The 373-nt window shown below is 54.7% G+C and carries 1 protein-coding gene and 1 rRNA gene; one reads left to right on the top strand and one right to left on the bottom strand.

Annotated elements, in window-relative coordinates; all coding sequences use genetic code 11:
* A 16S ribosomal RNA gene (locus tag ADL15_RS19865) occupies positions 1-59 on the top strand; the annotation flags it as partial.
* Positions 60-173: 114 nt separating this feature from the next.
* On the opposite strand, the gene ADL15_RS55435 is transcribed toward ADL15_RS19865, so the two are convergent.
* Positions 174-373: hypothetical protein (locus ADL15_RS55435; protein ID WP_232344224.1), on the bottom strand; the 200-nt coding region annotated here is incomplete at its 5' end.

Raw genomic sequence — 373 nt, 5'->3', positions numbered from 1 at the left:
TTGGGACGAAGTCGTAACAAGGTAGCCGTACCGGAAGGTGCGGCTGGATCACCTCCTTTCTAAGGAGCAACTATCTGCGAAAGCGGACAGTAGCCCGCACTGCCCGAATGTGGTGGTGGGGTGCTCAAAGGCGGAGACACTGGCCAGTCAGAGCCGGCAACGGCCATCTCGATCTAGTACACGCGGTTTACCGTGGCGGAACGACGTGTGGTGCGGCTGGATTTTTGGCGAAAAACAAGCATCCTGTTGGGTATCTGAAAGAACAACCATGTAAGTGGTTGGTCTTCAATGCCAGGCACAATCTCGCAGTTCATACCGCTCAATGTTGTTGAGGCTGGTGTTTTGCGGATGGGGTTGTGGGTTGGTCGTTGGT

The sequence above is a fragment of the Actinoplanes awajinensis subsp. mycoplanecinus genome (assembly GCF_001509495.1).
Taxonomy (GTDB): Bacteria; Actinomycetota; Actinomycetes; order Mycobacteriales; family Micromonosporaceae; genus Actinoplanes; species Actinoplanes palleronii.
The sequence above is the reverse complement of the archived record's forward strand: the minus strand, read 5'-3'. Positions and strand labels throughout refer to the sequence as shown.